Here is a 4,808-nt window from a genome sequence, read left to right as displayed (position 1 = left end):
TTATTTTTATGAAATTGATGAGGAGGAGTCAGGATCCTGACATTATTTTCAAAAAGAATAAGCAACGGGAATGATTCTAAAAATGTTTGACAGAGTCCTGGAGGTTTGGTATTATAGTTGACGGTACTTTTTACTTTTGGTCTCTCAAAAGTGTACAGAGACGTGCTGACAAATGTTGCAAAAGTACACCGCTTCAGGGCTGTCACCAGTGCCTGATATCCAAAAATAAAAAATTACAGGAGAATGTAGATGCCTACAATTAACCAATTGGTTCGCAAACCGCGTAAATCAAAAGTAGAAAAATCTAAATCACCAGCTTTGAACGTTGGCTACAACAGCTTGAAACGTGTTCCAACTCGTGAAAACTCACCACAAAAACGTGGTGTTGCTACTCGTGTTGGTACCATGACACCTAAAAAACCAAACTCAGCCCTTCGTAAATTTGCTCGTGTACGTTTGAGCAACTTGATCGAGGTAACTGCTTACATCCCAGGTATCGGACACAACTTGCAAGAGCACAGTGTGGTTCTTATCCGTGGTGGACGTGTAAAGGACCTTCCAGGGGTACGTTACCATATCGTCCGTGGTGCTTTGGATACAGCCGGTGTTAATGATCGTAAACAAGGTCGTTCTAAATACGGTACTAAACGTCCTAAAGGATAAGAAGGGGGATAAGAGAGAATGAGTCGTAAAAACCAAGCGCCTAAGCGCGAAGTATTAGCAGATCCACTTTACAATTCTAAATTGGTAACACGTTTGATCAACCGTGTTATGATGGACGGTAAACGTGGTACAGCGGCATCAATCGTTTATGGTGCTTTTGATCAAATTAAAGAAGCTACTGGCAATGATGCACTTGAAGTATTTGAGCAAGCATTGGAAAACATCATGCCTGTACTTGAAGTACGTGCACGCCGTGTCGGTGGTTCTAACTACCAAGTCCCAGTTGAAGTACGTCCAGAGCGTCGTACAACTCTAGGTCTACGTTGGTTGGTACAAATTGCTCGTGCTCGTGGTGAGCACACTATGCAAGACCGTCTTGCAAAAGAAATCATGGATGCAGCTAACAACACTGGTGGAGCTGTTAAGAAACGCGAAGATACTCACCGTATGGCTGAGGCTAACCGTGCCTTCGCACACTTCCGCTGGTAAGAATAGGAGACAGGCTTTAACCTGCCTTCCATTCATAGCCCCTCTTTCTACATCGAATAGAGGAAAAAATACAGTATACAGGAGAAGCGGGTGGGTCTTACCTATCTGCTTTTCTTGGAATATGGTATAATAATAAAAAAATAAAATATAGGAGAGACAAATGGCTCGCGAATTTTCATTAGAAAAAACTCGTAATATCGGTATCATGGCCCACGTTGATGCTGGTAAAACTACTACTACTGAGCGGATCCTTTACTACACTGGTAAAATCCACAAGATCGGTGAAACCCACGAAGGGGCTTCACAAATGGACTGGATGGAGCAAGAGCAAGAGCGTGGAATCACCATCACTTCTGCTGCGACAACAGCTCAATGGAAAGATACTCGTGTTAACATCATCGATACCCCAGGACACGTGGACTTCACAATCGAGGTACAACGTTCCCTTCGCGTTTTGGATGGTGCGGTAACTGTATTGGACTCTCAATCAGGTGTTGAGCCACAAACAGAAACTGTATGGCGTCAAGCAACTGAATACGGTGTTCCTCGTATCGTATTTGCGAACAAAATGGATAAGATTGGTGCGGACTTCCTTTACTCAGTAAGCACTCTTCATGACCGTTTGCAAGCAAACGCACACCCAATTCAATTGCCAATCGGTGCAGAAGATGACTTCCGTGGAATCATCGACTTGATCAAGATGAAGGCTGAAATCTACACCAACGACCTTGGTACAGATATCCTTGAAGAGGACATCCCAGCTGAATACCTTGAGCAGGCTCAAGAATACCGTGAAAAATTGGTTGAAGCAGTTGCAGAAACTGACGAAGACTTGATGATGAAGTATCTTGAAGGGGAAGAAATCACAAACGAAGAGTTGAAAGCAGCTATCCGTACAGCAACTATCAACGTAGAATTCTACCCAGTTCTTTGTGGTTCTGCCTTCAAGAACAAAGGGGTTCAATTGATGTTGGATGCGGTTCTTGACTACCTTCCAAGCCCACTTGATATCCCTGCTATCAAAGGGATTAACCCAGATACTGAAGAAGAAGAAACTCGTCCTGCATCTGATGAAGAGCCATTTGCAGCTCTTGCCTTCAAGATCATGACAGACCCATTCGTTGGTCGTTTGACTTTCTTCCGTGTTTACTCTGGTGTCTTGAACTCAGGTTCTTACGTTATGAATACCTCAAAAGGTAAACGTGAGCGTATCGGACGTATCCTCCAAATGCACGCGAACAGCCGTCAAGAGATTGAAACAGTTTACTCTGGTGATATCGCTGCTGCCGTTGGTTTGAAAGATACTACAACTGGTGACTCATTGACAGACGAGAAAGCTAAAGTTATTCTTGAGTCTATCAACGTTCCTGAGCCAGTTATCCAATTGATGGTTGAGCCAAAATCAAAAGCTGACCAAGATAAAATGGGTATTGCCCTTCAAAAATTGGCTGAAGAAGATCCAACCTTCCGCGTTGAAACAAACGTTGAAACTGGTGAAACAGTTATCTCTGGTATGGGTGAGTTGCACTTGGATGTCCTTGTTGACCGTATGAAACGTGAATTCAAGGTTGAAGCTAACGTAGGTGCTCCTCAAGTATCTTACCGTGAAACCTTCCGTGCAGCTACGCAAGCACGTGGATTCTTCAAACGTCAATCTGGTGGTAAAGGTCAATTCGGTGATGTATGGATTGAATTTACACCAAACGAAGAAGGAGCAGGATTCGAGTTCGAAAACGCAATCGTCGGTGGTGTGGTTCCACGTGAATTCGTACCAGCCGTAGAAAAAGGTTTGGTTGAGTCAATGGCTAACGGTGTTCTTGCAGGTTACCCACTTGTAGACGTGAAAGCTAAACTTTACGATGGTTCTTACCACGATGTCGACTCATCTGAAACTGCCTTCAAGATCGCAGCATCTCTTGCCCTTAAAGAAGCTGCTAAGACTGCTCAACCAGCAATTCTTGAACCAATGATGCTTGTAACAATCACTGTTCCAGAAGAGAACCTTGGTGATGTTATGGGTCACGTAACAGCTCGTCGTGGACGTGTTGACGGTATGGAAGCACACGGTAACAGCCAAATCGTTCGTGCTTATGTACCACTTGCTGAAATGTTCGGTTACGCAACTGTTCTTCGTTCAGCATCACAAGGACGTGGTACCTTCATGATGGTATTTGACCACTACGAAGATGTACCTAAGTCTGTACAAGAAGCAATCGTTGCAAAAGCAAAAGGTGAATAATCCTTGGCGAATGCTTGTAAAAGTAGAAAAAGAGAGAACTGTGAAAGGTTCTCTCTTTTTTGATGTCTAACTTTGGGATGTCTCAACTTTCCTTTAAGTATCTTTGTCAAAAACTAGCTATCTCAGAGAGAGCTGGGTAAGTTGCTTGTTTTTTATGGTATAGGGTTTAAGGTTACTCTAATCTACTTTTTGAAGTTAGGGATTTGAAAGATTTCTTTAAAGTTTACCCTCAACCCATCTGAGAAACCGTGTCATGTTTTTCTTTTTGTGATAGTATTAGTGTGAGAAATGATTTTACAGTTGTGAAAGAATAGATAGGAGGACAAGCAATGTCAGAACCATTATTTTTAGAATCGATGATGCAGGAAAAAATCTGGGGTGGCCGCAAATTACAGGATGTTTTTGGATATGAGCTTCCAAGTGACAAGGTTGGAGAATACTGGGCCATTTCAGCTCATCCGCATGGGGTGTCGACTGTAAAAAACGGTGTTTATCAGGGCCAGAAACTTGATGACTTATATGCAGAGTATCGGGACTTGTTTGGGAATCGTCCGGAGCCTGTGTTTCCCTTGCTTACGAAAATTTTAGATGCTAATGATTGGTTGAGTGTTCAGGTTCATCCGGATGATCAGTATGGTTTAGCTCATGAAAATAGTCTTGGAAAAACAGAATGTTGGTATGTGCTTGATGCTGAACCAGGTGCCGAGATTATTTATGGCCATGAGGCTCAATCTAAGGAGGAGCTTCGCCAACAAATTGAGTCGCAAAACTGGGAGCAATTGTTGACCAAGGTGCCTGTGAAAGCGGGAGATTTCTTCTATGTGCCGAGTGGTACGGTTCATGCGATTGGTGCGGGGATTATGATTTTAGAAACCCAGCAGTCCAGTGACGTTACCTATCGTGTGTATGATTTTGAACGGATTGATGAGCAGGGCAATCGTCGGGAGCTGCATATTGACCAATCGGTTGCAGTTTCAACGATTGGCCAACCGGCTAATAGCCGGCCGGCCTCTCTGCAGCTAGGGAATCTTACATCGACCCTATTGGTTGCCAATGACTTTTTTGTGGTCTATAAATGGGACGTGGTGGGGCCGGTTTCCTTCCACCAGCAAGCGGATTACTATCTCGTGAGTGTTCTCGAGGGTCAAGGGAGCTTGGCTGTGGATGGTCAGTCCTATTCCTTGAAAAAGGGCGATCATTTTATCCTGCCCAATAACGTTAAAGATTGGACTTTTGATGGTGACTTATCACTGATTGCGAGTCATGTTTAGATTTATAAGAAAAGTAGCCTGTAAAAAAGGCTGCTTTTCTTCTTGTTTGAAAATAGTCAAAAAAATTGACGGGTGTGTCAAGAATTTTGTGTAAACTCCAAAGCAGAGTTTGAATGTGTGTATTAATCGGACAAGGAATTGTAAGG

4 protein-coding genes are annotated in these 4,808 nt (G+C 43.3%); all 4 read left to right on the top strand.

Annotation, left to right across the window (positions count from 1 at the left end; all coding sequences use genetic code 11):
* Positions 1-249 precede the first annotated feature (249 nt).
* The 4 genes from rpsL to manA all read left to right on the top strand — a co-directional run bounded on the left by rpsL (position 250) and on the right by manA (position 4,662).
* Positions 250-663 carry a 30S ribosomal protein S12 gene (gene rpsL / locus N4310_RS07545; protein ID WP_135038061.1) on the top strand — a complete coding sequence of 138 codons (414 nt, stop codon included), beginning with the start codon at positions 250-252 and terminating at the stop codon, positions 661-663.
* Positions 664-681: 18 nt separating this feature from the next.
* On the top strand, positions 682-1,152 hold the full coding sequence (gene rpsG, locus N4310_RS07540; protein WP_160332796.1) for a 30S ribosomal protein S7: 471 nt from the start codon (positions 682-684) through the stop codon (positions 1,150-1,152).
* Between the two features lie 160 nt (positions 1,153-1,312).
* Entirely contained in the window at positions 1,313-3,391 is a 2,079-nt protein-coding gene (gene fusA, locus N4310_RS07535) for an elongation factor G (RefSeq protein WP_160332795.1), read from the top strand.
* Positions 3,392-3,720: 329 nt separating this feature from the next.
* Entirely contained in the window at positions 3,721-4,662 is a 942-nt protein-coding gene (gene manA, locus N4310_RS07530) for a mannose-6-phosphate isomerase, class I (protein ID WP_262092693.1), read from the top strand.
* Positions 4,663-4,808: the final 146 nt, after the last annotated feature.

The organism is Streptococcus danieliae (genome assembly GCF_025447695.1).
Classification (GTDB): Bacteria; Bacillota; Bacilli; order Lactobacillales; family Streptococcaceae; genus Streptococcus; species Streptococcus danieliae.
The sequence above is the reverse complement of the archived record's forward strand: the minus strand, read 5'-3'. Positions and strand labels throughout refer to the sequence as shown.

Coding starts and splice junctions, on each gene's coding strand:
- fusA (WP_160332795.1), top strand. CDS start 1,313: ATGGCTCGCGAATTTTCATTAGAAAAAACTCGTAATATCGGTATCATG.
- rpsL (WP_135038061.1), top strand. CDS start 250: ATGCCTACAATTAACCAATTGGTTCGCAAACCGCGTAAATCAAAAGTA.
- manA (WP_262092693.1), top strand. CDS start 3,721: ATGTCAGAACCATTATTTTTAGAATCGATGATGCAGGAAAAAATCTGG.
- rpsG (WP_160332796.1), top strand. CDS start 682: ATGAGTCGTAAAAACCAAGCGCCTAAGCGCGAAGTATTAGCAGATCCA.